Source organism: Dyella kyungheensis, from assembly GCF_016905005.1.
GTDB classification, from domain to species: domain Bacteria; phylum Pseudomonadota; class Gammaproteobacteria; order Xanthomonadales; family Rhodanobacteraceae; genus Dyella; species Dyella kyungheensis.
On the sequence record NZ_JADIKC010000006.1, the window covers coordinates 107,342 to 133,483 of the forward strand.

27 protein-coding genes are annotated in these 26,142 nt (G+C 66.8%); 21 read left to right on the forward strand and 6 right to left on the reverse strand.

What is annotated here, in order from left to right; all coding sequences use genetic code 11:
• Positions 1 to 3 precede the first annotated feature (3 nt).
• The 3 genes from ISP20_RS14005 (at position 4) to ISP20_RS14015 (ending at position 2,416) form a co-directional block, all read left to right on the forward strand.
• A complete protein-coding gene (locus ISP20_RS14005; RefSeq protein WP_204636724.1) occupies positions 4 to 573 on the forward strand; it encodes an FUSC family protein in 570 nt (189 codons plus the stop codon).
• A 100-nt stretch (positions 574 to 673) separates the two neighbouring features.
• A complete protein-coding gene (locus ISP20_RS14010) occupies positions 674 to 1,030 on the forward strand; it encodes a hypothetical protein (RefSeq protein WP_204636725.1) in 357 nt (118 codons plus the stop codon).
• Positions 1,031 to 1,168: 138 nt separating this feature from the next.
• Positions 1,169 to 2,416 (forward strand): J domain-containing protein, encoded by a 1,248-nt coding sequence (locus ISP20_RS14015; protein WP_204636726.1) that lies wholly within the window; start codon positions 1,169 to 1,171, stop codon positions 2,414 to 2,416.
• A gap of 25 nt (positions 2,417 to 2,441) precedes the next feature.
• Here ISP20_RS14015 and ISP20_RS14020 read toward each other — a convergent pair whose 3' ends face one another.
• The 3 genes from ISP20_RS14020 to ISP20_RS14030 form a co-directional block, all read right to left on the reverse strand.
• Positions 2,442 to 3,698 carry a heme biosynthesis HemY N-terminal domain-containing protein gene (locus ISP20_RS14020; RefSeq protein ID WP_204636727.1) on the reverse strand — a complete coding sequence of 419 codons (1,257 nt, stop codon included), beginning with the start codon at positions 3,696 to 3,698 and terminating at the stop codon, positions 2,442 to 2,444.
• Positions 3,695 to 4,795: a uroporphyrinogen-III C-methyltransferase gene (locus ISP20_RS14025; protein ID WP_204636728.1), complete on the reverse strand. Its 1,101-nt coding sequence runs from the start codon at positions 4,793 to 4,795 to the stop codon at positions 3,695 to 3,697. The genes ISP20_RS14020 and ISP20_RS14025 overlap by 4 nt, the downstream gene beginning before the upstream one ends.
• A 78-nt stretch (positions 4,796 to 4,873) precedes the next feature.
• Entirely contained in the window at positions 4,874 to 5,641 is a 768-nt protein-coding gene (locus tag ISP20_RS14030; protein WP_204636729.1) for a uroporphyrinogen-III synthase, read from the reverse strand.
• A gap of 105 nt (positions 5,642 to 5,746) precedes the next feature.
• Here ISP20_RS14030 and ISP20_RS14035 point away from each other — a divergent pair, with 105 nt between their 5' ends.
• The 3 genes from ISP20_RS14035 (at position 5,747) to ISP20_RS14045 (ending at position 7,818) form a co-directional block, all read left to right on the forward strand.
• The gene (locus ISP20_RS14035) at positions 5,747 to 6,229 is read left to right on the forward strand and encodes a YiiD C-terminal domain-containing protein (protein WP_204636730.1); all 483 of its coding nucleotides are present in this window, start codon (positions 5,747 to 5,749) and stop codon (positions 6,227 to 6,229) included.
• A gap of 51 nt (positions 6,230 to 6,280) precedes the next feature.
• A complete protein-coding gene (locus tag ISP20_RS14040; protein WP_204636731.1) occupies positions 6,281 to 6,697 on the forward strand; it encodes a hypothetical protein in 417 nt (138 codons plus the stop codon).
• Between the two features lie 668 nt (positions 6,698 to 7,365).
• Positions 7,366 to 7,818, forward strand: a complete 453-nt coding sequence (locus ISP20_RS14045) for a rhodanese-like domain-containing protein (protein ID WP_204636732.1) — start codon at positions 7,366 to 7,368, stop codon at positions 7,816 to 7,818.
• A gap of 48 nt (positions 7,819 to 7,866) precedes the next feature.
• Here the strand turns inward: ISP20_RS14045 and ISP20_RS14050 are convergent, their stop codons facing one another.
• Entirely contained in the window at positions 7,867 to 8,925 is a 1,059-nt protein-coding gene (locus tag ISP20_RS14050; protein ID WP_204636733.1) for a 2Fe-2S iron-sulfur cluster-binding protein, read from the reverse strand.
• Between the two features lie 63 nt (positions 8,926 to 8,988).
• Here ISP20_RS14050 and ISP20_RS14055 point away from each other — a divergent pair, with 63 nt between their 5' ends.
• The 5 genes from ISP20_RS14055 (at position 8,989) to ISP20_RS14075 (ending at position 13,797) form a co-directional block, all read left to right on the forward strand.
• On the forward strand, positions 8,989 to 9,426 hold the full coding sequence (locus tag ISP20_RS14055) for a hotdog fold thioesterase (RefSeq protein WP_204636734.1): 438 nt from the start codon (positions 8,989 to 8,991) through the stop codon (positions 9,424 to 9,426).
• The gene (locus ISP20_RS14060) at positions 9,423 to 10,370 is read left to right on the forward strand and encodes a serine/threonine protein kinase (protein ID WP_204636735.1); all 948 of its coding nucleotides are present in this window, start codon (positions 9,423 to 9,425) and stop codon (positions 10,368 to 10,370) included. Before ISP20_RS14055 ends, ISP20_RS14060 begins: the two co-directional genes overlap by 4 nt.
• A gap of 178 nt (positions 10,371 to 10,548) precedes the next feature.
• Positions 10,549 to 10,983, forward strand: coding sequence for a hypothetical protein (locus ISP20_RS14065; protein ID WP_204636736.1), 435 nt, complete (start codon positions 10,549 to 10,551; stop codon positions 10,981 to 10,983).
• Between the two features lie 133 nt (positions 10,984 to 11,116).
• The gene (locus ISP20_RS14070) at positions 11,117 to 12,289 is read left to right on the forward strand and encodes a class I SAM-dependent rRNA methyltransferase (protein ID WP_204636737.1); all 1,173 of its coding nucleotides are present in this window, start codon (positions 11,117 to 11,119) and stop codon (positions 12,287 to 12,289) included.
• A gap of 71 nt (positions 12,290 to 12,360) precedes the next feature.
• Complete coding sequence (locus ISP20_RS14075) at positions 12,361 to 13,797, forward strand: DNA recombination protein RmuC (RefSeq protein WP_204636738.1); 1,437 nt, start codon at positions 12,361 to 12,363, stop codon at positions 13,795 to 13,797.
• A 275-nt stretch (positions 13,798 to 14,072) separates the two neighbouring features.
• On the opposite strand, the gene ISP20_RS14080 is transcribed toward ISP20_RS14075, so the two are convergent.
• Positions 14,073 to 14,531: a hypothetical protein gene (locus ISP20_RS14080; RefSeq protein ID WP_204636739.1), complete on the reverse strand. Its 459-nt coding sequence runs from the start codon at positions 14,529 to 14,531 to the stop codon at positions 14,073 to 14,075.
• A 147-nt stretch (positions 14,532 to 14,678) separates the two neighbouring features.
• Between ISP20_RS14080 and ISP20_RS14085 the strand changes: the two genes are divergently transcribed.
• A complete protein-coding gene (locus ISP20_RS14085; RefSeq protein WP_204636740.1) occupies positions 14,679 to 15,491 on the forward strand; it encodes a hypothetical protein in 813 nt (270 codons plus the stop codon).
• A gap of 86 nt (positions 15,492 to 15,577) precedes the next feature.
• A complete protein-coding gene (locus ISP20_RS14090; RefSeq protein ID WP_204636741.1) occupies positions 15,578 to 16,438 on the forward strand; it encodes a methyltransferase domain-containing protein in 861 nt (286 codons plus the stop codon).
• 8 nt (positions 16,439 to 16,446) lie between these two features.
• On the opposite strand, the gene ISP20_RS14095 is transcribed toward ISP20_RS14090, so the two are convergent.
• Positions 16,447 to 17,298 carry an energy transducer TonB gene (locus tag ISP20_RS14095; RefSeq protein ID WP_204636742.1) on the reverse strand — a complete coding sequence of 284 codons (852 nt, stop codon included), beginning with the start codon at positions 17,296 to 17,298 and terminating at the stop codon, positions 16,447 to 16,449.
• A 195-nt stretch (positions 17,299 to 17,493) separates the two neighbouring features.
• Between ISP20_RS14095 and folE the strand changes: the two genes are divergently transcribed.
• From folE to ISP20_RS14135, 8 genes are all read left to right on the forward strand, one after another.
• Positions 17,494 to 18,096, forward strand: a complete 603-nt coding sequence (gene folE / locus ISP20_RS14100; RefSeq protein WP_204636744.1) for a GTP cyclohydrolase I FolE — start codon at positions 17,494 to 17,496, stop codon at positions 18,094 to 18,096.
• Positions 18,097 to 18,109: 13 nt separating this feature from the next.
• Positions 18,110 to 19,408 carry a hypothetical protein gene (locus ISP20_RS14105; RefSeq protein ID WP_204636745.1) on the forward strand — a complete coding sequence of 433 codons (1,299 nt, stop codon included), beginning with the start codon at positions 18,110 to 18,112 and terminating at the stop codon, positions 19,406 to 19,408.
• The gene (locus ISP20_RS14110) at positions 19,401 to 20,117 is read left to right on the forward strand and encodes a hypothetical protein (protein WP_204636746.1); all 717 of its coding nucleotides are present in this window, start codon (positions 19,401 to 19,403) and stop codon (positions 20,115 to 20,117) included. Before ISP20_RS14105 ends, ISP20_RS14110 begins: the two co-directional genes overlap by 8 nt.
• Entirely contained in the window at positions 20,110 to 22,902 is a 2,793-nt protein-coding gene (locus tag ISP20_RS14115) for an AAA family ATPase (RefSeq protein ID WP_204636747.1), read from the forward strand. The genes ISP20_RS14110 and ISP20_RS14115 overlap by 8 nt, the downstream gene beginning before the upstream one ends.
• Positions 22,899 to 23,246 carry an EF-hand domain-containing protein gene (locus ISP20_RS14120; RefSeq protein WP_239535892.1) on the forward strand — a complete coding sequence of 116 codons (348 nt, stop codon included), beginning with the start codon at positions 22,899 to 22,901 and terminating at the stop codon, positions 23,244 to 23,246. The genes ISP20_RS14115 and ISP20_RS14120 overlap by 4 nt, the downstream gene beginning before the upstream one ends.
• A 180-nt stretch (positions 23,247 to 23,426) precedes the next feature.
• Positions 23,427 to 24,776: a TCR/Tet family MFS transporter gene (locus tag ISP20_RS14125; RefSeq protein WP_204636748.1), complete on the forward strand. Its 1,350-nt coding sequence runs from the start codon at positions 23,427 to 23,429 to the stop codon at positions 24,774 to 24,776.
• Positions 24,773 to 25,279 (forward strand): DUF1993 domain-containing protein, encoded by a 507-nt coding sequence (locus tag ISP20_RS14130; RefSeq protein ID WP_204636750.1) that lies wholly within the window; start codon positions 24,773 to 24,775, stop codon positions 25,277 to 25,279. The genes ISP20_RS14125 and ISP20_RS14130 overlap by 4 nt, the downstream gene beginning before the upstream one ends.
• A gap of 133 nt (positions 25,280 to 25,412) precedes the next feature.
• Positions 25,413 to 26,066: a DsbA family oxidoreductase gene (locus ISP20_RS14135; RefSeq protein WP_204636751.1), complete on the forward strand. Its 654-nt coding sequence runs from the start codon at positions 25,413 to 25,415 to the stop codon at positions 26,064 to 26,066.
• Positions 26,067 to 26,142: the final 76 nt, after the last annotated feature.

The following is a 26,142-nucleotide window of genomic DNA, read 5'->3' on the forward strand; positions in this document are numbered from 1 at the left end:
CCCATGAGCGACCAGCCCTCCCTGCGCGAAAACCTGCGGCGCCTGGTCGACGTCCAGCAAGGGATGGCCTTCGTCTATCGGCATCTGCCGTGGACGCATCGCCTGGTGCAGGGCCTGTGGTTCGCGCTGCAGGCGCTGCTGGCCGCAAGCGTTGCCTATGGGCTCGGCCTGCTGCTGCATACCCAGCAGGCCTTCTGGGCCGCCATCACCGCCATCGCGGTGACCCAGCAGACCTACCTGGATACCCGCTCGTCCTCGCGCGACCAGCTGATCGGCGCGCTGGTGGGCGGCGTCGCAGGTTTCGGCACCACGCTGTTGCTGGGCGAGCAATACAGCGCGTACGCCGTGGCAATCGTGGTCGCCATCACCGGCTGCTGGCTGTTGGGCGTGGGCAGCGCGGGACGGCTGAGCGGCACCACCACCACCATCATCATGCTGGTGCCGCATACGGGATCGTTCTGGCTGATTGCGCTCACGCGCGTGGGCGAAGTGGCGCTGGGCATCGTCTGCTCGCTGGCGGTGGTGATGCTGGCCGAACGCGTGCAGCGTCGATGGGTGCACCCGGGCGATTGAGTCGCCTTATGATCTGGCCGATGAACGCAGGAAGGTTCGATGGGAACCGCCGGCCCGCGCGGGCGCTCCCTCTTTCAAGGCATTCGACCCAGGCCCCGCCATGACGCCCGAGATCTCCGAGAGCAGCTCCGAACGCCAGCGCGCGCGCCTGGACCACGACATCTGCGTGCACATCTTCACCGCCTCGGCCGCGATGGTCGGCGTATGCCTCACCGTGATCGGCATCCTTCGCGTGGTGATTTCACTGCGCAAGGAAGACCTGCTCGGCGACGACCTGCTGGCCGTCAACTCCATGCTCTACCTGTCCTCGTGCCTGCTCTCGTACTGGGCACTGCGCACGCGCAGCCGGGGCCGCAACCATCGGCTGGAACGGATCGCCGACGCGATCTTCCTGGTAGCGCTGGTGTTCACCGCGATCAACGCCGGCTTCATCACCTGGGCAATCTCGGCCAGTTAGCCGACGTGACAGGCCATGGCCGGCGCGCCATGATCTTGCCCGCCGTCAGGGGGAATGACGGAGAAGCCATAGCGACCTTGCAGGGCCATGGGGTCCCGCGACGTGGCACCCGACTTTCGGCCGGACATTCCAACGCCTATGCAGACACCGTGGTTCCTGGATCACCTCGGCCTCACCACCTCGGCCGACGCCGCTGAGATCAAACGCGCTTACGCTGCGCGTCTGAAGCAGGTCGATCAGTCGACTGACATCGACGGGTTCATGCGCCTGCGCGAGGCGTACGCCGCCGCCACCGCATGGTGTCGCGCTGCCAACGACGGCACAGCCGCGGGGCCTGCGACGATCCCGGTCGCGCCGCCATCGACCCAGCTGCCGCCCTTTTCGACGGCAGCTGTCGCGACCGAAGTTCCGCTGCCCGATCCGCATGCACCGGTGAACGTGGCGACTCGCGCCTTGCAGCAGTTGGAGCAACGGCTGATCGATGGCGAGCCACCCAGTCTGGTGTTCAGCGAACAATTGATCGGCCTGCAAGGCGAACACCTGCAGGTCACCGCCATCTTCGAAGCCATGCTGATCGACGGGCTTGCCGCGATGCGCCTGCCGCAACGGCTCGCGCTGTTCGGCGCTGCTTGCGACCAGCTCGGTTGGAACGATGTCGTCCATGTGCAGCAAATGGGCGCGCGCGGAGGTTGGGTTCGTGCGGTGCAGGAAGAAGAGATTGCATGGAAGCGCACGGCCGCAACCACCGGCTGCCACGATCTGTTCGATCGCCTTGGCGGCGCGCCGAAGCTCGACCGCACCGACCTTGCGCCCTCGCATTTCACGCGTGACGCCACCCTGCGCTGGCCGGACATGCAGCAGTTGCTGAAGAGCTATCCGCACTACCTCGCGCTGCGCGTCGAGCGCTCGGCGCTGACGGCCTGGGAACAGGCATTCGCGGCACTACCGCCGCGAGACAAGGCGATGGCGGAGTCGTTCTCCAACCTGCCTTCGCCTGCAGCGTATCGACAGGCGGCTCCGCCACGTACGCGCACAAACCATGGCGGCAGGGTGGGCGCTGTGGTCGGCATCATCGGGTTGTTCAACCTGTTAAGCCATGCGTTCAACAGTGAGTCGCACCCACCGATCCCCCCTGCATCGGTGCCTGCGGTCACCGCGCCACTGGTGTCTCGCCCTTCCTTCACGTTGCCCGAGCACATCGCCATCACCCCAGGCAATTGCGAGCGCATCGAGCATGCCGTGCACGAGCCGGATTGGAGGCCACCGCTGGATCCAGCCCAGTTGCATCGTCTGCGTGATGCCACCTTGTCCTGCCTGCGGGGCGGCAGGTGGCCTCATTGGCGCATGGCCGATCCCCAACTGGCGCAGTTGGGGATCCAGACCTGAAAACCTCAGGTAGCTTGCCGTGCGCTTATTCGGGCAAGCGCGGCACACCATGCTCGCTGCGTTCTTCCACCGCGATGGGACGCGTATCCAGGCGCGTCGAGCGTGCGCTCTGCGGCAGCGGATCGACGGCCTCGCCGCGCGCCAGTGCCAGCGCGTTGCGGTAACAACGCTGGGCCAGGGCGGCATCGTCCTGCCCGGCGTGCACGTCGCCGAGCGCTTCCCATGCGCCGCTGCTGGGCACCAGCGCCAGCGAACGTTCCAGGTACTGCGTGGCCTTGCCCCACAAACCCTGGCGCGCGCACATGCGGCCCAGCGTGAGCAGTAGCGCGGCATCGTTGGGATGTGCATCGAGCCACGATTCGGCGCGACGCAGGCGCGCTTCGATATCGTCGCCGCCCAGCGAAGCATAGGTTTCGATCAGCAGCGGCGACCATTCGCGACGCAGCGCCGATTCCACTTCGTCCATCGCCGGCAGCACCATGCCGAAGGCGGCGGCCTGACGCGCGTACGCATCGATGGCGGCCGGTACGCGCCGCTGCGTCTTGGGCAGCTGCGACCACAGGGTATTGAGTGCGGCGGCATCCGGCGCACCGCGCAGCGAGGCGGCCAGCACCTGCCCTTCGAGCGCGCCAAAGGCCTTGGTGCCCAGCGCCCCGCTCTTCTGCAGCGGTTCGAGCGCCTGCCGTGCGCGACGCGTATCGCCGCTGGCGAGTGCGGCCAGGGCGAGTTCGCGCCAGCCGCCCGGCGTGAGGTTGCCGGCGTCCGCATCGGCGGCGAGCAGATTCACCGCTTCGAGCGGCCGTCCTTCGCGCCGCAGCACGCGGGCACGCAGCACACGCGCCGCACGAGGCGCTACCTGGGCCGCCTCGTCGAGCGTGGCCAGTGCGCGGTTGTTTTCGCCGCGACGCGAGGCGGCCTCAGCGGCGGCAAGCAAGGACGGACCCCGCAGCACATCGAGGCGCGACGCGCGATGCAGATCGCGTTCGGCATCGACGTGGCGACCTTCCATCAGCGCCAGCAGGCCTTCGCTCATTTTCTTGCGACTGAGCCGGCGATGGCGGCGCGTGAACGCACCGAACGGCCAGCGCACGGCAAACCACACCGCGCCGAGCACTGCCCAGGCAAGCAGCAGCAAGACGACGGCGGCGACCACCGTGGTCTCGGCCTGCCAGCCACGCAACTGCACCAGCACATAGCCGGGATCCTCGGCCACCCAATGCCAGCCGAACGCAGCCAGTGCCGCCACGATCACTAGCAACAGCAACCAACGCCACAACTTCATGGCTTGGCTCCGGCCGAGCTGGTGGCCGCGGGCTTGAGCGCATGCACGGCGCGCAAGTTGCGCAGCTCACTGAGCGCCGCACCCAGCTGTACCGCCGCGCCGGGCGGCTGTGCGATCAGCGTGGCCAGTTGCGTGCGTGCCTGTTGCACCGATGCGGCGTTGCCGTCGAACTGCGCCACGATGCCGGCGTCGGCACGCTTGAGCGCGGCGATGTAGGCGTCGCGATCGGATGCCAGCAGCGCCGCCTGCGCCTGGGCCAGGTCGATCGAAGCCAGCTCGCGCGCAAAGCGCGCATCCGCCACGGACAACGGCGCGCCGTTCGTGCGCTGCACTTTCACCACATCGTTGAGCGCACTCATGACGCGCGACCAGCCACCGGTCGAGGCGCTGGAAGCGGCGCTATCCAATGGCTTGAGCGGAAGCTCCAGGGTCGATGCGCGCAGGTTGCTCAGGGTGGTCAATGCGGTATCGAGATTGACCGTCTGCGTCTTGCTCAGCGCTTCGCGTTCCGCGCCGATGCTCTGGCGAAGGCCGGAAAAGGCGCCGTCGTTCACCGCGGCGAGGGTCTGATCGGCGAGTGCGTAGGCAGCCAGCGCGCCCTGCGCATCGTGGAACAGGTCGTAGCGTTCCTTGGCCATGCGCAGCAGCGATTCGGTTTCGTCCAGCAACATGGCGTCATGCCCGGACAGCGTTTTTTCCGAGAGCTTGGCCACGGCATCTTCGAGATTGCGGGTGCGTTCGGCCTGGCTCAGCAATTCCTCGCGCAGGGAACGGTTCACCTGATCGGCGTCGCCCAGGCGCTGGCGCAACAGATTGCGTTCGCTGTCGCTGGCGCCAAAGGCGCTTTCCAGCGTGTCGACGCGTTGCTTGAGCCCGCTGAGCGCGGCGTTGCCGGCGGCATTGCCGCGCTCCTGTTGCCACTGGCGCCAGCCCACGTAGCCGGCGCCGCCGATGGCCACCAGCGAGAGCAGCAGCGCCACGGCCAGGGTGCCGCTGCCGCGTCGTGCCGGTGGCGTGGCACGCGGAGCGCGCGAAGGAGTCTCGGAACGCGCGCCCGCAGGCGCGCCGCTATCAAGGAAGGAGTCGTCTTGGCTCATGCGCGACATGCTAACAGCCCACGCCGGGGGACTCGCATCAAGCGGGCGTGAAGGCGCGGCTTGTCCGTAGGAAAACGGCTAAGGGCGCGCCGCAGCCGCGAGTAGATTTTCAGACAGCGCCGATGCCGCCACCCGTACGCGTTTGAAACCGGCGCCCTGCGCGGCTTCGGCGAGCCGCTCGCTGCTGACCACGGCCACGGCCGCGCAGAGCCGTGCGAATGCATCGGCCGGCAACCCCTGCCTGAGATTGTCGAGCGCCTCCGCACTGGAGAGCAGCACGCGCGCCTCTGCCGGCAGTTGCCGGATCTGCTCGAGCTGGCGGCGCTGCCAACGCGGCGTGCCGCGGCGATAGACATGCACTTCGCGAAGCTGCGCGCCGCGTGCGACGAGCTCGCTGCGCAGCACGCCGCGACCGCCCGGGGCACCGACCAGGGCGACGCGGCGTCCGCCCAGTTCGCTGAGCGCGGCTTGATCCAGCAGCCCTTCGCTGTCCTGCCGCTGCACCGGGGCGACCGCCTGAAGACCGTGACGCGCCAGCGCCCGCGCCGTGCCCTGGCCCACCGCGAACACCGTGGCCTGCGTTCGCAAGGATGCGAGCTGTGCGGCAAAGCGCACCGCGGCGGGGCTGGTGAAGATCAGCAACTCGTCGCCCAGCGCCGCGCGCAACGAGGCGGCGGTGTCCGGCCCTTCGCTGGCGCGCAACGACAGTCCCGGCAACAGCAGCGGCACCCCGCCCAGCCTGCGCACGCGCCGGGCCAGCGGCGAGCCCGTGCCGGCGGGACGGGTGATGACCACGGTGCGTCCGTCCAGCGCAGGCACGGCAGAGGTCGGGGATCGCGCGGTCATGGACTCTCCGGAGGCATGTCCGCGAGTGTAGCGGCCGCCGCCCTATCGGTCCTGTCCGGCCAGGGTGCGTAAACTACGCCTTCCCCCTCGGCTACCCCCGCGACGATGAGCAACACCGAACGACACACCCACGCACGCAAGCTGGTCGCTTTCATGCGCGACGAAATCCCGCTGGCGCACACCATGGACCTGAGCCTGCAGGCCTGCGACGAGCAGCACCTTGCCCTGGCCGCTCCGCTTGGCCCCAACATCAACGACAAGGGCTGCGCCTTCGGCGGCAGCCTGGTCAGCGTGATGACGCTCAACGGCTGGGGCCTGGTCGAACTGGAGCTGCGCCTGCGCGGCCTGGCCTGCGACGTGTTCGTGGGCGAATCCACCGTGCGCTACCTGGAGCCGGTGTGGGAAGACTTCACCAGCGAAGCCCGGCTGGCGGCGAGTGCGGACTGGGTCACCTTTTTCGACACTCTGGCCGCCCGCGGCCGCGCCCGCATCGAAGTGATGTGCAGCGTGCCTGGCACGGGCGTCAAGCCGGCGGCCACGCTGGAGGCCCGTTTCGTAGCCAAAATGCGCTCCCCCGACGCCGTATGAAATGCGCTACCGCTTGGGCACAATGCAGGCCTCGCCCCAGGGGATAACCACATGCGCCGCGTCCTGATCCCGCTCGTCATGGTGTCCATGCTTGCGCTCGGTGGTTGTGCCACCGACAAACGCAAGGATGACCTCACCACCACGCTCAACGCCTACGCCAGCGAAGTGCGCTGGGGCGATTTCAACGGCGCTCTGAACTTCATCGATCCCAAGGAACGCGAGGCTCACCCGATCCCCGCGTTGGAGATGGCGCGCTACCAGCAATACAAGGTAAGCGAGTACGACGAGGGCAACGGACCCACGCCCAACGGCGAGTTCGAAGTGAAGCAGGTGGTAAAGATCAACCTGGTCAACGTGCACACCCAGCAGGAGCGCACGGTGACCGATCACCAGACCTGGCGCTACAACCAGGAGAGCAAGCACTGGTATCTGGAATCGGGACTGCCGGATATCAGCGGCAACCCGTAATTGCTGGACGCTGCTCGAGAAGTTCTTTTTCTCCGCAAGCGCGGAGAGCGTACTTTGCGCCGCCTTCCCCACCGCTGCCCCTCGCGCTTGTCTGTGGGAGCGCACCCTGTGCGCGACCGCCACGCTGAGATGTACCGCTCCGTAGGTTTGTCGCGCACAGGGTGCGCTCCCACAGTAGATCTAAGGCTCTGGCTTCAGCTCTTGGCTCTTGGCTCCTGGGGTCCCCGTATGACGCGGCGGGTGGGTGGAGGAAAGCCCGCAGGGTGGCCCGCATGGATGCGGGCCAGTTTTTCGCCAGGGCAGGATGCCCTGTCGAAAAACCCCGCAACCCACCCGCGCACCTGGAGGGCCGCAGGCCCGGAAGGCGCGTCATCCGGGGGGCCCTTCTCTTTGGTTACTTTCTCTTGGGCAAGCAAGAGAAAGTAACCCGGGCCGCGGCAGCGGCACGGAAGCCCGCGGCAGGCGAGCAAGCTGGCGTCAACCCGACCACCAAACACCGAATGCTCTGGATGACCAGCCATTCGGCTGTTGAAAAGCGTTTCCTGCCTTCGCAAACATGCCCCCCGCGCCGGCCTGGACGGCAGAAAAGCCAACCACCCCGCCACCCCGTATAATCCCCCGTTCTGTTCACCCCGCGCGGCCCCGCCGCGCCAGCGGAAGCCCCAAGAATGAGCGATGTCCTGCACAAGCTGCCCGAGTTCATCGGCAACCACCTCGCGCTCGCCGCGCTGTTCATCGTCCTGCTGCTGGGACTGATCGGCACGCAGTTGCTCGTGTTGCTGCGCAAGTACAAGGAGCTGACGCCGGCAGGCCTCACCCTGCTGATCAATCGCGAAGGTCCGCTGCTGATCGATCTCTCCGCCCTGGCCGACTACGAGAAGGCCCACGTGCCGGGTTCGCGCCATGTCGCCATGAGCCAGTTCGATCCCGAGCACAAGGACATCGCCAAGGCCAAGGACGTGCCGGTGGTGGTGATCGACAAGGACGGCCGCGGCGCCAGCGACAAAGCGGCGCAACGCCTGGTCAAGGCCGGTTTCAGCAAGGTCTATACCCTGGGCGGCGGCGTGATCGGCTGGCAGCAGGCACAGCTGCCGGTGGCCAAGGGCAAGAATCCGGGTTGACGGTTTCACCTCGGCGAGGGCGCCATGCCCTCGCCTGCGCAGCGCGGCCTACAGGCCCACGATGCCCGCGCGACTGCCGAGAATCTGCGCCAGCACATCCGGCGCGTAATCGAACGAGTCGTAGTACAGACGATCTTCCGGCAGCTTCGCATCGATGAAGAGCTTACGCCCTGCGTCGATCATCGCCGGCGGACCGCTCATGTAGACGTCGTAGCGGGCCAGATCCGGATGATCCTGCAGCACGGCCTCATGCACGAAACCCATGCGGATGCCGCTGGCGAGCGCCTGTTGCGCGTCCGAGATCACCGCCTGAAAGCTCAGGTCGTGCGCCATGCCCGCCCAGCGTTCGGCCTGTTCGCGCAGGTAGATGTCCGCCGCCTGCCGGGCGCCCCAGTACACGCGCATCGGGCGACGCGTACCGAGCGCCATGAAATGCTCGACGATGGCCTTCACCGGCGCAAACCCGGTGCCGCCCGCCATGAAAATCATCGGGCGCTCCGAATCCTCGCGCGGCACGAAGGTGCCCAGCGGCCCTTCGATGCGCATCGCATCGCCCACCTTGAGCGAATCGTTCACCCATGAGGTGAAGCCGCCGCCCGCCACGTGGCGCACGTGCAGCTCGATGGTGCCGTCGGCCTCCGGATGGTTGGCGATGGAGAACGGGCGGCGGCGCCCATCCTCCAGCAACACATCCAGGTACTGGCCCGGCAGCCAGTTGAGCCGCGCCTGTTCGGAGGCGGGCCGCAGATGCAGGCCGATCACATCGGGCGCCAGCATCCACTTGCGCGACACCACCACGTCGACCTGCCGCTTGGCGATGTCCTCCACCGAGGTGACTTCGCGCGCCTCGATCAGCAGATCGCTGCGCGGCACCGCCTGGCACAGCAGGATGGCGTGCTGGGCCGGCGACGTGCCGCTCAAGGCCACCGGCGGATTGCGCGGATAGTCGCAATGCCCCGCCAGCAGCGTGGCCTTGCAGCTGCCGCACACGCCCGCGCGGCACGAATACGGCAAGGCGATACCGGCCCGCTGCGCGGCTTCCAGCACGGTTTCGCCCGAAGCAACGGGGAAATGACGGCCGGTGGATTGGATGGTGACGGTAGGCACGTACACATTGTCGCGGCGAGGACGTGAGCCGACAATGAGGTCCTTACCGTGGAGAATCAACCTATGGCCATCTGGAAACAGGACATCTCGCTCGAGCGCATCAACGGCTGGAGCGCCAATACCATGATGGAAACGCTGGGCATCCGCTTCACCGAGATCGGCGACGACTGGCTGCGCGGCACCATGCCGGTGGACCATCGCACGCACCAGCCGTACGGGCTGCTCCACGGCGGCGCATCGGTGGTGCTGGCCGAAACGCTGGGCAGCTCGGCCGCCATGCTCTCGCTCGATCCCTCGGAAGTGGCGGTGGGGCTGGACATCAACGCCAACCATATCCGCGGCGTGCGCAGCGGCATCGTCACCGGCACCGCTCGCATGGTGCATATCGGCCGCACCACCCAGGTGTGGGAGATCCGCATCGAAACGGAAAGCGGCGAACTGGTCTGCATCTCGCGCATCACCATGGCGGTGATTCCGGCACGCGTCGTGGCACCGCGTTGAGTATCGACGCACCGTACGCCACGCTCGATCCGGACCGCGTCCTCGATGCCGTGACCGCTTGCGGCCTGTGGCCCGATGGCCGCCTGCTCGCACTCAACAGCTACGAAAACCGCGTCTGGCAGGTAGGGCTCGAAGAAACCTCGCCGGTGATCGCGAAATTCTATCGCCCGCACCGCTGGAGCGACGCGGCGATTCTCGAGGAGCACGCGTTCGCGCAGGAACTGGCCGAGGCGGAGATCCCGGTGGTTGCGCCGCTGCCCTTCGGCGGACGCACGCTGTTGCATCACGATGGCTTCCGCTACGCGCTCACCCCGCGTCGCGGTGGCCGCGCGCCGTCGCTGGAATCGACCGAGCAGTTGGAATGGCTGGGGCGATTGATCGCGCGCATCCACAGCATCGGCGCACGCCAGCCGTTCGAACACCGTGGCCGCCTGGATCGCGCCACCTTGATTGCCAAGCCGATGCAGGCCGTGCTGTCCTCGACATTGCTGCCTTCGTCACTGCACGCGGCTTATCGCGCCGCTGCCGAACGCGTGGATCGCGCGGTGGCCGACCGCTTCGAAGCCGTAGGCCCCATTCGCCAACTGCGGCTGCATGGCGACTGCCATCCCGGCAACGTGCTGTGGACCGATGCCGGGCCGCATTTCGTCGACCTCGACGACGCCCGCATGGGTCCCGCCGTGCAGGACCTGTGGATGCTGGCCAACGACGAGAAGGCGATGAGCGCACTACTCGACGGCTACCAGCAGATGCGCGATTTCGACTTCGGCGAACTGGCCCTGATGCCCGCACTGCGCGCCATGCGCCAGCTGCACTACGCCGGCTGGATCGCCGAGCGCTGGCACGATCCGGCTTTTCCTGCTGCGTTTCCGTTTGCCGGCGAGGCGCGCTGGTGGGAGCAGCACATCGCCGACCTGCACGAATTGAGCGAGGAATTGACGTAGGAGCCGCCGTGCGTGACTGGCAGTCATGCAGGTACCGCTCCGCACGCGTCGCGCACAAGTAGGGTCCCACCGGGGGCGAGCGATGACCTGTACGTCGCCCAACAAACTGCCAAACCGCACCGCCAACAGCAGCCTCGTGATCCGCTAAGCTCGCGGCTTTCGACCCGGGGCTTGGCGCGTGCGCAATTTTCTCTTCCGACTGATCGGCATCCTTGAAGTGGCGGGTGGCTTTTTCGGCATGGTCAACATGCTGCGCCGGCTGCTGCCGTTCGGTACGCATGATTCGATCGTGGCCGTGATCGGGCTGCTGTTCTATGCCTTCGTGCTGATCGCCGGCGTGATGCTGCTGGAGAACAGCGAGCGCGGCGTGACCTTCTCCGGTTGGGCGCAGCTGCTGCAACTGCCGCTGGTCGCCACGCCGATCTTCAGCTACGGCTTCCATTGCGGCGCGTTCGTGAACGTATACGCTAGCCTGCATCTGCCGGTGCAGCTGGGCCTCGACTGGCATGTGGGCAGCGAGGGTTTCCTGCTGGCCGTCGCCGGCCCGGGCGTATCGCGGCTGGGCCTCAACCTGCTGGCCCTGCTGTCCTGGCTGGCGCTGCGCCTGCGATAGAACAACACCCCTGTGGGAGCGCACCCTGTGCGCGACGCCGACGGAGCGGGCCGTATGAGGCGCTTGTCGCGCACAGGGCGCGCTCCCACAGGGGAATCGGCGGGCCGAACGCCGCAGCAGTTATCATGGGCGGATGAATAGCCCCGACACCCTCCCCGTCATCCGCCTCAAGACCGACCGCATGCCCGGCCACCCCTGGGTGTGGTCCGCCCAGGTCAACAAGCCGGAGACCCGCGTGCCGCCCGGCAGCGTGGTCGACGTGGAGGACGCCAAGGGCCGCTTCGTCGGCCGCGGCTTCTGGAACGGCCATGCACGCATCGCCCTGCGCCTGCTGACCACCGATCCCACTGAAACCATCGATGCCGAATGGATCGCCGCCCGCATCGACCGCGCCATTTCCCTGCGCCAGGAACTGCTGCAGCTCGATCGCGTCAGCGACGCCTGGCGCGTGGTGCACAGCGAAGGCGACGGTCTTTCCGGCCTGGTGGTGGACCGCTACGCCGACATCATCGTGATCGAATACTTCGCCGCCGGCATGTGGCGTTTCCGCGAGGCCATCCACGCCGCCTTGCAGCGCCACTTCCCGGACACGCGCCTGTACTGGTTTGCCGAAACCCACGTGCAGAAGCAGGAATCGTTCGACTGCCGTTCGCCCGAGGCGCCCACGCCGGTGGAAGTGCACGAGCACGGCCTGCGTTTCCATGCCGCGCCGGGCTATGGCCACAAGACCGGCTTCTTCGCCGACCAGCGCGAGAACCGCCATCACTTCGCGCGTCTGGCCAAGGGCCGCAAGGTGCTGGACCTGTGCTGCAACGCCGGCGGTTTCGCCGTGCACGCGCTGGCCGCCGGCGCGCAGTCGGCCACCGGCGTGGACATGGACGCGGGCATCCTGGAGATCGCCCGCGCCAACGCCGCCGCCAACGACGTGCCCGCGGTGTTCGAGCAAGCCGACATCTTCGACTGGCTGCGCGGCGCCGTGGCGCGGGGCGAGCAATACGATGCGGTGATCCTCGATCCGGCCAAGCTCACCCGCGACCGCAACAAGGTGATGGACGCGCTGAAGAAATACTTCGCGATGAATCGCCTGGCGCTGGATGTGATCCCGCCCGGCGGCTTGCTGCTCACCTGCTCGTGCACGGGCCTGGTCAGCGAAGCGGATTTCCTGGAGATGCTGCGACGCGTGGCGCTCAACGCCGGCCGCGAAATCCAGGTGCTGCACACCGCAGGTGCCGGCGCGGACCACCCTTTCAGCAGCAGCGTGCCGGAAGGGCGTTATCTGAAAGCGGTGTTCTGTCGCGTCGTGTAGCCGCGCTTCGCGGTCCGGGATCCTGAGACGCCAGCGCGTACACTGGCGAACGTGTGCCGTTGGGAACTGCCATGTCCGTTATCGAAATACTGTTGATCGTGCTGGTGATCGCCGTACTGGCGCTGCAGGTCATGAGCCTGCTGCGCGGACGCGAAGACGCCGGCCTCACCGCGCGCCTCGATGCCCTCAAGGACGACAATCGCCATCTGCGCGAGGCCCTGGCGCAGGAACAGCGCGCCGGCCGTGGCGAGGTGACCCAGTCGCTGGAGCAGTTCCGCTCGCTGGTGCAGGAGCAGCTGGGCGGCATGAGCGCGCAGCAGCAGGAACGCATCGGCCACTTCGGCCAGCGCCTGGACGTGCTTACCGAACGCACCGGCACCGGCCTGGAAGCGCTGCAGCTGCGCCTTACCGAAGACGCGCGCCGCAGCCGCGAGGAACTCACCCTCGCGCTCAACCGTTTCGGCGAACAGCAACAGCAGCGCCTCGCCGCGCTCACTGCCGACAACGAAAAGCGCCTCAACGAAGTGCGCGCCACGCTGGAAACCAAGCTCCAGGCGATCCAGGACGACAACGCCGCCAAGCTGGAACAGATGCGCGCCACCGTCGACGAAAAGCTGCAGAACACGCTGGAAACGCGTCTGGGACAATCGTTCGCGCTGGTCTCCGAGCGTCTCGAACAGGTGCAGCGCGGCCTGGGCGAAATGCAGAACCTCGCCATCGGCGTGGGCGACCTCAAGCGCGTGCTGACCAACGTGAAGACGCGCGGCATTCTCGGTGAAGTGCAGCTGGGCGCGTTGCTCGATCAACTGCTCACCATCGATCAATACGATTCCAACGTGATCACCATCCCCGGCAGCAACGACCGCGTGGAGTTCGCCGTGCGCATGCCCGGTGCCGGCGAACACGCGCAGCTTTACCTGCCGATCGATGCCAAGTTCCCGGTCGAGGATTACCAGCGCCTGCTCGATGCGCAGGAAGCGGCCGATGCCGATGCCGCCGCGCTCGCCGGCCGCGCACTGGAAATGCGCGTGCGCGAGGAAGCCAAGCGCATCCGCAGCAAGTACGTGGCACCGCCGCACACCACCGATTTCGCCGTGCTGTTCCTGCCCACCGAAGGCCTGTACGCGGAAGTGATCCGCCGCCCGGGCCTGTTCGAATCGCTGCAGCGCGACCATCACGTCACCGTGGCCGGCCCCACCACCCTCACTGCCCTGCTCAACAGCCTGCAGATGGGCTTCCGCACGCTGGCCATTGCCCAGCGCAGCAGCGAAGTGTGGACCTTGCTGGGCGCGGTGAAGACCGAGTTCGGCAAGTTCGGCGCAGTGTTGGACAAGACGCGCAAGAAGCTCAACGAAGCCAGCAACGTGATCGATCAGGCCAGCGTGCGCACCCGCGCCATCGAGCGCAAGCTGCGCGGCGTGGAGACGCTCAACGGTGACGAAGCCCAGCAGGTGCTGATCGACGCACCGGCCATCGACGACATCAGCGAAGACGATACCGAGGTTTGATCGCTCGCTGCGACACCATGAGTCCTTCCAGGACTTCGCACGGCAGATCAGCCCTCACCGTCATTCCGGCGCAGGCCGGAATCCAGTGGCGACTACGTTGGGTTGTCGCGATAGCCAGCCGCGCCCCGAAAGGGCCTCGCAAAACTGTGAAGTCGCTGCGACACCATGGGTCCGTACAGGACTCGCACAGCAAACTAGCCCTCACCGTCATTCCGGCGCACGCCGGAATGACGGTGAGGGGAGACAGCGGTTGAGTCGAGGCTTTGAGCAGCCCTTTAGGCCGACGCGTTAACCAGCGAACCGCTGCTGCCGCCACCTTGGTTCAACAACAGCGTGGATAGCGCCGTGACGGCCATTTCGAGCTGGCCGTTGGTGGTCGCCACGGCGGATTGCAGGGTGGCGACGACGGTCAGGCCGGCGGGATCGCCAGCGCCTTTCATCGCCTGCATCGCGGCATGCAACGCTTGCTCTTCCTGGGTGAGCTGCTTCTGCAGCTGGGCGATTTCCTTCTGCAATGCCTTGACCGCGGCGCTGGAGCTGGAGCTGGAGCTGCCGCTGTCGCTGTCGGAGCTGGGTGCCTTGATCGTGACACTGCTGGGGCCGCTGGCACTGGTCACGGCGGTCGCGCTGCCGGATTGTCCGGATGACGTAGGCGCCAGGGCAGGCGCAGCGGCAGGCGCGCTCGCGATGGTCAGCGGGATGGTGGAGGTGTCCAGGTGAATGCCGATGCTCATGGGGCTTTCCAGGGGACGGTCACCGGTGAATCGGCCGCCATCGCAGAAACTTGAGCGGGCCCGCGGCCACGGTCCCTTCAACCCCATTCGGCGCCCGGCATCGTTTCAACCTAGGCATCGGCCATCGATGCCTACGGGAGCGGTCGCATGAACAGCTTGCGCACATGGGTTATCGGACTGGCCACGCTGGCGGCCAGCATGCAGGCCGGCGCCGTCGGCCGGTTGGTGGATCTGAGCGTCTACGACCGCACCTCGCAGCAGGAGCTGCCGGTCTATCGCCACGACGGCCGCTACTACGTGGCCGGGCAGCCTGGCCATCGCTATCAGATCCAGTTGCGCAGCCAGAGCGGCGGCCGCGTGCTGGGCGTGCTTTCGGTGGATGGCGTGAACGTACTGTCCGGCGATACCGCCGACTGGTCGCAGACCGGCTATGTGCTGCAACCCTATGCGGACAGCGACATCCTCGGCTGGCGCAAGAGCCTCTCGGAAGTGGCGGATTTCGTGTTCGCCGATGCCTCCCGCAGCTACGCCGCGCGCACCGGGCGACCCGAAAACGTGGGCGTGATCGGCATCGCGGTGTTTCTGCCGCGGCGCATGATCCGGCCGATGCCGATGCCCGGTCCGATTCCTGCGCTGTCCGAACCGATTGCGGGCACACCGCGCGAAGCACCATCACAACTCGTGCCTGCGCCCGCCGCCCCGATGGCTGAGTCCGCCGCGCGTGCCTCGGCGAAAATGCAGGACAACGGCCCGATCGGCACCGGCCACGGCGAGCGGGAAACCTCGGTGGTGAGCTTCACCGATTTCGTGCGCGCATCGTCCACGCCGAACGAAACGATCACGCTGTACTACGACACGCGCGAACGGCTGCTTGCGCAAGGGGTGATTCCCGGCGACGATCGCCCACTGGCCGGTCGACCCGATCCGTTTCCCGGACATTTCGTGCCCGATCCGCGTTGACATCGCAGCAACCTGCGTTCAACTCTTGGCAAGCCGCGGCATGACACCATTCCTTGGTTCGTGCGCCTTAGTGGATTCGTCACGTCATGTTGGATGCCCTGCACGCCATCGTCTGCGAGGTCGAGCGAGACCGGTCGCTGGATCGGCCCGAGCAGTTGCGCGAGCGCATCCGGGCGATGGACCGGCTCGAAGATCTCTGGCTGCACGTGCCTGAGGGCGAAACCCCGGCGGCCGGCGCGGTGATGAACATCCTGCGCCGCCGTGCGAAGGCTCGCCATGCGGCCCTCGCCGAGATACAGCGACGCCTGTGCGACGGCATCCGCCACGCGATCGTGCAGGGCGCGGGTGCGCATGCGCTGCGCGGCTGGCTGCACCACGACGATCTGCGTGAACCGTGGGGCTACGACCATCTCGATGCCCTGATCGGCGACGTGCTGTCGCTGGACGAACCCGCCTCGGTCGCGGCGCTCGAAGCGGAGATGGTGTTCTACCAGCCCACGCCGGTGCGCCATGTGCTGGACCTGATCCATCGCGCACGCCTTGGCCGTGACGACGTGCTGATCGATCTCGGTTCCGGCATGGGCCATGTGCCCTTGCTGGTGTCGATCTGCACCGAAGCGCAGGCCTGCGGCATCGAGCGCGAGGAGGCCTACGTCAACAGCGCGCGCCGCGCGGCGGAAGCCTTGGGCATCGAGCGCGCCACGTTTCTTGCACAGGATGCGCGCGAGGCGGATGTCTCGCGCGGCACCGTGTTCTATCTCTATACGCCGTTCACCGGCGAGATGCTGCGGCAGATGCTCGACAGGCTCCATGCCGAAGCCCGTCGACGCAGCATCCGCGTTGCCACGCTCGGCCCCTGCACGCCCGCCGTGGCCGGCGAGTCGTGGTTGCGGGCGGCCGGCGAACCGGATGCCGGCCGCGTGACGTTGTTTCGCTCGGTGGCCTGAAACGGGATTCAACCGCCGCCGAGCGGCGTCGCCAGCACCAAGCCCGAACGCCCGGTACTCAAACCGCCATCTGACATGGCATTGGGCGCTTCCGAGGCCAGCTCGGCGCTGATCCACGGAACCGTCTGACGCGGGCCCGGAATATAGGGCTGCCAGGTGCCGTAAGCGTGTTGCTTGTTCGGCTGGTCAGTCACGGCAAGGTTGAAATTGACCGGCACGCGCACGACCCAGTACGGGTCGTCCACCGCGCTGCCCTGCGTGGGCGTGTGAAAGGTCCACTGGCGTGCCGCGTCCAGCGAGGCGGTGGCCAGCACCTTGCGGAACTTGTCCATCGCCTGCTGCGTGGCGTATTGATCGAGATCGACCTCCTCAGCCGCCGCGTCCTGCACGCTGCCGTCGCGACCGATGCGAAGCACAAGATAGGCCGTGCCACTGACACGTGCATCGATGGCCATCTGCGGATACCTGGGCGCCACCGAACGATTGTTGTAGGTCACGGTGGCGGCATTGGCTTCGCCTTCGCCAAACGTGGCGCCATCGACCGCGACCTTGTAGTTGCCATCGCCTACCGGCTTGGCCACGACGCGCACGTTCATGCTGGTCTTGACCAGCTGCGTGGTGGGCGAGGAAAGCTTGAACTGCCAACGCGCGATGCTCTTGCCCAGCACGTCGACGACCACCGGCGGCAGCTTTTCCGGCTGATCCAGTGTGTACCCATGCAGCGTACCGTCCGGATTTACCTCCAGCGAGCCGGTGACCACCATGGAACCCTCGGCAGTCTTGCGCACGGACTGGGCGCCCGCCATCGACGCGAACAGCGCCAGCGACACCCACAGCAAGGTCCGATACTGGCGTTTCATAACCTCTCCTTGTCGACGCGAGGCGCCAGTCTAACTGGGCGGCCTGCGTGGATTAAGTGCCTGCCTGAGTGCCTCTCGGCCGGTACCGCCCCACGCAAGTCCTTGATGCGGCGGGAGCCGTCGCCTCCGGAAGGTCCAAAGCTTGACGCTGGCGTTACACTGGCACGTCAGCAAGCCGTACTCGAAGGAACCCGCATGAGCGAGCGTCAAGAACCGAGCGAAGTCACCCGCGAACAGGCCGAGGAAGCGGTCCGCGTCCTGTTGCGCTGGTCGGGCGAAGATCCCAGCCGCGAAGGCCTGCTGGATACGCCCAAGCGCGTGGTGAAGGCGTACAAGGACTGGTTCTCCGGCTATGCCACGGATCCGGGCGACTACCTGCGCCGCACCTTCGAGGAAGTGGCTGGCTACGACGAAATGGTCGTGCTGCGCGACATCGAATTCGAAAGCCATTGCGAGCACCACATGGCACCGATCATCGGCCGCGCCCACGTGGGCTACCTGCCGACCAACCGCGTGGTCGGCATCAGCAAGCTGGCCCGCGTGGTGGATGCCTATGCGCGCCGCTTCCAGGTGCAGGAAAAGCTCACCGCGCAGATCGCCCAGTGCATCCAGGAAAACCTGCATCCGGCCGGCGTGGCGGTGGTGATCGATGCCAGCCACGAATGCATGACCACGCGCGGCGTGCACAAGCGCGGCGTATCGATGGTCACCAGCCAGATGCTCGGAGCCTTCCGCGACGACGCCCGCACCCGCTCGGAATTCCTGCAGTTCATCGGCATCCATGGCGCGGGCCGCTGAGCACGCGTCCCTGATGCAGCTGCTGGACAGTCCGGACGCCGACGAGCGTCTGCAGGACGTATTGCGCGAAGGCATTAGCGCCGAAGATATCCCGGCGGTGTTTCCGTTGCTGCGCGGACGCTCGCTGCTGCGCGCGTTCAACGCGCTGTTCCACGGCAGCGAGGCGCAGGTGCTGCTGCGCCTGCTGGTGCTGCGCACGCTGGGCGCGCGCGCCCACGCGCCGGAGTGGACGCCGCCGGAGATCCGCGAGCAGCTCGCCTTCGTCGAGCCGGTGAAGCTGGAAACGGTGGTGCAGCGCCTGAAGGAACACGAGCTGCTCACCTGGGACAACGAAACGCTGCGCTATCGCGTGAGCCCACTGGGCCGCAAGGCGCTGGCCGCCGTCTCCACGCTGCTGGAATTCGAGCGCGACGACGAAGACGGCCTCGGCTACATCACCGCCCAGCTCGCGGCGGGGCAAGCGGTGGGTCGCGTTTCCGCCGACGAACTGGCGCATCTGCTCTCGCGCCTGTCGGAGCTGAAGGAAGACTTCGACCGTGCCGTGCTATCCGGGTCCGAACATCGCATTCGCCGCGCCGCGCAACGGCTCGACTCGGTGTGGACGTGGGTGGAGAAAGGCACCGAAGTCGTCAGCGCGATTGCCGACAGCGAGGATCTCGACTCTTCCACGCACCGGCTCGCCCAGGCCGTGGGCCGCGCGCAGAGCGCACTGCTGCGCCAGGCGGGCATCTTCCAGCGCGAGCTCAACAAGATCGACCAGCATCGCGTGCACCTGGGCCGCACTGGGCTTTCCTCTTCCGATCTGGTGGCGTGGCTGCGTTCGCTTACGCCCGATGCGCTGGCGCAGCACGCGGACGAAGCGGCCATGCTGCCGATCCAGCCGCCGTTCCTGCAGGACCAGATTGCACTGGACGTGGCCGAGTACGAACTGCTCGAACGCGAACGCGCCGCCGCCGAAAGCAACGCGCTGCCCAACGCGGAAAGCACGCCGACCACCCACGACCTGCCGATCGACGAGGAAGATCTCTCGCCGTTGCTCGATTGGCATGGCGAACTGGCAGCGCTGACGAACCCGATGGAATTGAGCGATGCCCTGCGCGGCGACGACTACGCGCTGAGCGCCTATCGTCTCTCGCTCCTCGGTCTGGTGGGCGATCCCGAATCGTCCGCGCTGCAAGGTCCGACAGCGGACCTCGCACGCCTGCCGCTGAAACTGGAAATCGAAGCACGCCTGGTCGATCCGGGCCTGGCGACGATCGCGCTGGTGAGCGCGGGTCGCCTGCATCCACGCAAGGACAAGAAACATGCATGATGAAACCGCTGCGCTGGTCGCGCGACTGCTTTCCCAACGCTGGCTGCCGCGCGAGGACACGCAGGCACGCAAGGTGTTGCTGGACGAAGCGTTCCGCGAAGAGCTGGATCGCCGCCTGGCCGCCGTGGGCCTGGAGCTGCGCGAGCATCCCTATTCCGCGTACATCGGCGTGGCCGTAGCGCGCGCCAACGAGAAGCACGTGTTCGGCGGCAGCGACAGCTGGATCTCCAACACCTTGCAACTGGACCGCGATGCCGTGGCGTTGCTGGTAGTGCTGTGGGCGCTGATCGTGCTGCCCAAGCGCCAGCGCCAGCTGGAACGCCAGCAGGCCGAAGCGGATGCCTCGCAGACGCAGATGTTCGCCGAAGGCAAGCCGATCTCGCGCGACGCCTCGCTCTCGCCCATCGTGGCCGAGCGCACGCTGCTGGCGGACTTCGGCGACAAGCTGGGCGGCAAGACGCGGGTGAACTTCAACCTGGGGCTGCTCTCGCGCCACGGCTTCATCGTGCGTCGCAAGGGCGAGCTGGCCGAAGGTCCGTTGCTGGATCTGGTGTTCGACTACGAACGCACTGCACGGCGCATCCTCGACGGCGCCTTGAGCGATCTGCTGGCCGGGCTCACGCCACGCGAAGACCTAGGCAGCGACGATGAGCCTCTCTACGACGACACCGACGAAACTGAAGACAGCGAAGTGACCCACGATGTTTGATTTCCGCAGCCTCGAAGTCATCCACTGGGACTACTGGCAGCGCTTCAGCCTGCCGCTGGATACCAATATCGTCACCGTGGTCGGCCCCAATGGTTCGGGCAAGACCACCCTGCTCGATGCGCTGCGCACGCTGCTGACCATCGACTGCGCCGGCAACCGCGACTACAAGAGCTACCTGCGCCACAACGGCAAGCCGTTCGCGTGGTTGCGCGCACGCGTGGGCAACGTGCCGGGGCCGCGCGGCGAGCGTCCGTTCTTCCCGATCATGGACAGCGAAGTGACGCTGGCCGTGCGCATCCAGAAGAAAGGCGGCGAGTGGCAACGCCAGTACGCCGTGATGGGCGGCGACGTCAGCGTGGACGAGATCGAAGCGCGCAACGACTTCCTCGGCCTGCGCGAATACCGCGTGCGGCTGGAAGGTGCCGGCCTGTCGCAGGCGATCCGCCGCGTGCTGACGCTGGAACAGGGTGCCACCGACAAACTCTGCCAGCTGCCGCCCAAGGCATTGCTGGACCTGGTGTTCGATGTGTTCGGCGACAAGGCCGTGCTGGAAGATTATCAGCGCGCCCGCAACGAACAGGCGGAAGCCGACCGCGAACTGCACGGCCTGGAACACCAGCTCTCGCTGATCGGCGTGAGCCTGCAGGAAGCCGAAGGCCGCGTGCGCTCGTGGCAGGAATGGGATGCGCTCAAGAGCGAACACGCCGATCTCGTCGCCGAAACGCTGCCGCGCACCGAACTGGCCGAACTGCACGCGGCCATCCGCGGCGCACGTCCGCAGTTGCTGGGCCTGAAGCGCAAATGCCGCGATCTCTCGGCACGCGATGTCGAGCTTCAGGCGCGACTGCAATCGCTCGACGCGCATGAGGAATCGCTGCGCGGCGAGCAGCACGTGGCCGACCAGGCACGCCAGCAGGCCAAGCAGCAACTCGACGACGCACGCCGCGCCGAAACCGAGAACGCCACCTTGCTCAAGCAGGAACAACACTTGCGCAAGCTGGTTGCCGAACAGGATGGCGCCGATCACGAAAGCCAGGGCAAGCTGCTGGTCGAGGCACGCAGCCAGCTCGGCCGTCTGCAGAATGACGAAGCGCGCTTGCGCGAGCAGCTGTCGACGCTCACCGCCCAGCTCGGCGCCTGGCGCCGCGGCCAGCGCTACACGCCGGAGTTCGAGCAGTCGTTCCGCCGTGCGCTGGACGATGCCGGCATCGGCCACAGCATGTTGAGCGAGATCGTGGAGATCAGCGAGCCACGCTGGCAGGCGGCGGTGGAAGCCGTGCTCGCCGGCTATCGCCACGTGGTGCTGCTCGACCATCCGCGCGATCGCGAGGCCGCCTGGCGCCTGGGCGAGCAACACCGCTACAAGCATTTCGTGGTGGCCGAACGCGCGCCGACCACAGCGCCCACCCGCGGTTCGCTGCTCGAAGTGGTCGACTTCACCGCGGCCGCACCCGAATGGCTGCTGCGCCAGCTCGATCGCATCCGCCGCGTGGAAGACGTGAGCGATGGTGCCAAGCTCGGCAAGGAACAGGACTGGATCACCCCGCAGGGCTATTTCCGCGAGCGTCGTGGCGGCCGCCACCTGGGCGTGGACGACGTGTACTTCGGCAGCGCGGCGCGCGAACGCCAGCTGCGCGAGGGCGAGGAACGCCTGCAGCAGATCGAGAAGCAGCTGCGCGCCATCGGCGACAAGTGCAAGACGTTCCAGGAACAAGCCAGCGACGCCGAAGGTCTGCTGCGCGGCGCCAACGCCAGCAACCAGCTGGCCGATCGCGCCGACGAATTCGCTGCGGCGCACGAGGCGCAGTCCGCGCTGCAGGACGATGTGCAGCGCTGCGCCGACAGTTATGCTGCGGCCGAGGCGCACTACGAGGGCGTGCGCGAAAAGCGCCAGCAGAACTCGCGCCAGCGCGACAACGAAGCGCGCGAACACAAACAAGCCCAGCAGCAGCTGGCCGATAGCGCGCGCCAGTTCGCGCAGTATCGCAACGAACAAGTGGATCGCCTCAAGGCCTTCCGCCACAAGCGCAGCCATGTGCGACCTGTGCATCGTTCGCGACGTGCCATGCTGGATCTGCGCGAGCGTTACGAATCGCCGGCCGCCGTACGCCGCGAGATCGACCGCATCGAGCGCCGCCTCAACGAAGGCCATTGGGAAACCGACGACGGCGTGCTGCCGCTGCGCGACAAGTACGCCAACGACCACGAAGGCCTGCGCGACGATCTGCAGCGTCGTCGCGTGCACCTGGAGCGCGCCGGCCGCATCACCACCGAAGCGCGCGCCGCTTATCTCAACGTGCTGCGCAACACGGTCAAACGCTATGCGCGCAATCTGAAGGTGCTGGCGGATCTGGCTGGCATCGGCGTGGAAACGGAACTGCCCGAACTGGTGAACGAAGACCTGGCGTTGGCGCAGGCCGGCCTCAACGTGCGCTTCGAATTCGACAAGAAGGGCTGGATCGGCATGGACGACGGCGAAGCCTCCGGCGGCCAGCAGGTGATGAAGTCGCTGTTGTTGCTGGTGGCGTTGATGCGCGACGAGGATCGCCCCGGCGGCTTCGTCTTCATCGACGAACCGTTCGCGCACCTGGACATCTTCAACATCGACAAGGTGGGCGCCTTCCTCAAGTCCACCCGCGCCCAGTACATCCTCACCACGCCGGCCACGCACAACATCAACGTGTTCCAGCCCAGCGACCTCACCCTGGTCACCAGCAAGCGCCGCCCCGGCGCCACCTGGGCACAGCCGCTGGCGGTGCTGCGCCGCCGGACCGAGGCCGCATGATCCTGCGCCAGCCGCTCCGCCTGGCGCTGCTGGCCTGCGCTGGCTTGGCGCCGCTGCTCGCCTGGGCGCAGGCCACGCCGGCCGAGTATCTGCGGGAGTTCGACACCGACGGCGATGGCCGGGTGAGCGAAGCGGAGTACGTGGCGCACCTGAGCGAAGGCTTCCATCGCCTCGACAGCAACGGCGACGGCGTGCTGGAAGCCGACGAGCTGCCCGGCGGCCATGGCAAACCGGTCACCCTCAAGCAGTTCCAGGACAACCTGCGCCGGCAGTTCCACAAGCTCGATCGGAACCACGATGGGTACCTCGATGCACGCGAGCTGACGCAGCCGCCGCAGGGCTAGTTCAACCGTAACCCCCTGTGGGAGCGCACTTGTGCGCGACAGCGGCATCTCCGATCGCACCGCCGGCTGGCTGTCGCGCACAAGTGCGCTCCCACAAAGTGGTGGGTGGCCTCTTCTGCACTGCACACACAGCGTCATACGTAATCGGCTATCGTGCGCCTCTCACTGCCAGCCAGCCCCATGGACCCGACCTCCGACACCGAGCTCCATCCGCGCCGCCGCGCCGCGCTCGCGTTCATTTTCGTCACCGTGGTGCTGGACATGCTGGCGTTCGGCATCGTCATCCCGGTGCTGCCCCATTTGATCGAACAGCTCGCCGGCGGCGGCATCGCCAACGCGGCGTGGTGGGTGGGCGTGTTCAGCACGGTGTTCGCGATCGTGCAGTTCGCCTTTTCGCCGGTGCAGGGGGCGCTGTCCGATCGCTTCGGCCGCCGCCCGGTGATCCTGATTTCCAATGCCGGGCTGGCCATCGATTTCTTCGTGCTGGCGCTGGCGCCCACGCTGTGGCTGCTGTTCGTGGCTCGCGTGGTGCTGGGCATGACGGCCGCCAGCTTCACCACCGCCAATGCATACATCGCCGATATCACGCCCAAGGAAAAGCGCGCCGCGGCTTACGGCATCCTCGGCAGCGCGTTCGGCCTGGGCTTCATCATCGGGCCGGGGCTGGGCGGCTTTCTGGGGGACATCCATCTGCGCCTGCCGTTCTGGGTGGCCGGTGGCTTGGCGGCGTGCAATTTCCTATACGGCTTCTTCGTGCTGCCGGAATCGCTGCCCAAGGAACGCCGCACGCCGCGTTTCGAAATGCATAGCGCGCACCCGCTGGGCTCGCTGAAACTGCTGGCACGCTATCCGCTGGTGATGCGTCTGGCGGTGGTGATGTTCCTGGTGTATCTGGCGCACTACGTGTTGCAGACCACCTTCGTGCTGTACGCGGACTATCGCTATCACTGGGGCCCGCAGGCGGTCGGTTATGTGTTGATGCTGGTCGGCGCCTGCGATGGTTTCGTGCAGGCGGTGCTCACGCGGCGTCTGGCGCCGCGCTTCGGCGAACGGCGGCTGATGCTGGGCGGCATGCTCTGCGGCATCGGCTCGTTCCTGGTGATGGGCCTGGCCAACACGGGTTTTGCGTTTCTGCTGGGTATTCCGTTGATGGCGCTGTGGGGACTGTCGCAGCCGCCCATCCAGTCGTTGATGACGCATGAAGTGGACCCGGCGGAACAGGGCCGGCTGCAAGGCGCAATCAGCAGCCTGGCCAGTTTTGCGGGCATTTTCGGCCCCTTCCTGTTCGCCCAGGTGTTCTCGTTGTCGATCTCGCCGACCTCGCCCTACCACCTGCCCGGCCTCGCCTTCGTGTTGTCTGCCGTGCTACTGGCCATCGGCACGGTGATCGCGCTGCGCGCGACGCGGCACACCCACGACCTCGCCACGCGCGAGGAGCCGTTGCCTAATACGATTCCGGGCGAACCGTCCTCGGTCGTCCCTTTGCAAGCCACCATCACTTCCCCCGAAACACCGGAGCATTCCCCATGACTTTGTCGATGTACCAGGCTTCCGTTCCCGTTTTCCTGCGCGCACTGAGCAACCTGCAACACGTGCTGCGCAAAGGCGAGGCGCATGCGCACGCCCGCAAGTTCGAGCCTTCGCTGCTGCTGCAGGCGCGCCTCACCGCCGACATGCTGCCGCTGACCAGCCAGGTGCAGATCGCCACCGACATGGCCAAGAACGCCTGCGCGCGCCTGGCCGGCGTGGACCCGCTGAAGTTCGAAGACAACGAAACCACCTTCGCCGAACTGCATGCGCGCATCGAGCGCGCCATCGACTACATCAAGAGCTTCAAGGCCGAGCAGATCGACGGCAGCGAAACCCGCGCCATCACGCTGAAGATGCGCACCAGCGAGCAGCACTTCGAAGGTCAGGGCTACCTGCTGCATTTCGTGATCCCGAACGTGTTCTTCCACTGCACCACGGCGTACGCGATCCTGCGCGAAGCCGGCGCGGAGCTGGGCAAGATGGATTTCATGGGCAAGCCGTAAACCGCCGCAAGAAATACCGGGGCGGCGGGGACCCTCGTGTCCTCGCCGCCCCGTTCATTTTGGGGGCCGCGCTGCCACTTGATGTCCGACGCGACCGAACCCATTAAGCGGGGATCGCATCGAGGACCCCGCCATGGCCAGCCCCACCCCCATCAAGATCGACTTCGTCTCCGACGTGGTGTGCCCGTGGTGCGCCGTCGGCCTCAAATCGCTGGAACAGGCGCTCGCGAAGCTGGGCGACGACGTGGCGGTGGAACTGCATTTCCAGCCGTTCGAGCTGAACCCGCAGATGGCGCCCGAAGGCGAAGACATCCTCGAGCACATCGCGCACAAGTACGGCAGCTCGCCCGCGCAGATCGAGCAGAACCGGGAAGTCATCCGCGAACGCGGCGCGGCGCTCGGCTTCACCTTCAACATGGACAAGCGCAACCGCATCGTGAACACCTTCGATGCGCATCGCCTGCTGCACTGGGCCGCGCTCGAAGGCAGCCAGGCCGAACTCAAGCAGGCGCTGCTGGCAGCGTATTTCACCGACGGCCGCGACGTGAGCTCGCGCGACGTGCTGGTGGACGTGGCCGCGTCGGTGGGCCTGGACGCCACCGAAGCTCGCCGCGTGCTGGACGAAGACCGCTACGCGCAGGACGTGCGCGCGCAGGAACAGTTCTACCAGTCGCAGGGCATCCGGGCCGTGCCGTCGGTGATCATCAACGACCGCTACCTGGTGCAGGGCGGCCAGCCGCCGGAAGTGTTCGAACAGACCTTGCGGCAGGTGGCGGCCGAGGGCTGAACGCCTCGCCAGCGTGAGTCGCGCGCAAGCGCGCTCCCACAAGGTTGCGGGGCCTTGTGGGAGCGCACTTGTGCGC